Raw genomic sequence first — 802 nt, forward strand, 5'->3', positions numbered from 1 at the left:
AGTGAGAATGCCGGTATGAGTAGCGAAAAAAGAGTGAGAATCTCTTTCACCGAATGCCTAAGGTTTCCTGAGGAAGGCTCGTCCTCTCAGGGTTAGTCGGGACCTAAGCCGAGGCCGAAAGGCGTAGGCGATGGACAACAGGTAGATATTCCTGTACCACCTCATGAGCGTTTGAACGATGGGGGGACGCAGTAGGATAAGGAATGCGCACTGATGGATAGGTGCGCCCAAGCAGTGAGGGAGTTGGATTGGCAAATCCGTCCAACAATTCTGAGCTGTTACGGGGAGGGAACTAGAGTACCGAAGTTCCTGATTCCACACTGCCAAGAAAAGCCTCTAGTGAGTTCATAGGTGCCCGTACCGCAAACCGACACAGGTAGGCGAGGAGAGAATCCTAAGGTGAGCGGGAGAACTCTCGTTAAGGAACTCGGCAAAATGACCCCGTAACTTCGGGAGAAGGGGTGCTTCTTTTGAAGAGAAGCCGCAGTGAATAGGCCCAAGCGACTGTTTAGCAAAAACACAGGTCTCTGCGAAGCCGAAAGGCGAAGTATAGGGGCTGACACCTGCCCGGTGCTGGAAGGTTAAGGGGAAGCGTTAGCGCTTCGGCGCGAAGCGCAGAACCGAAGCCCCAGTAAACGGCGGCCGTAACTATAACGGTCCTAAGGTAGCGAAATTCCTTGTCGGGTAAGTTCCGACCCGCACGAAAGGTGCAACGACTTGGGCACTGTCTCAACGAGAGACCCGGTGAAATTATACTATGCGTGAAGATGCGCATTACCCGCGACAGGACGGAAAGACCCCG

The 802-nt window shown here is 53.6% G+C and carries 1 rRNA gene; it reads left to right on the plus strand.

Annotation, left to right across the window (positions count from 1 at the left end):
- A 23S ribosomal RNA gene (locus IEV74_RS19600) occupies window positions 1-802 on the plus strand; the annotation flags it as partial.

Source organism: Virgibacillus oceani (genome assembly GCF_014638995.1).
GTDB classification, from domain to species: domain Bacteria; phylum Bacillota; class Bacilli; order Bacillales; family Amphibacillaceae; genus Virgibacillus_E; species Virgibacillus_E oceani.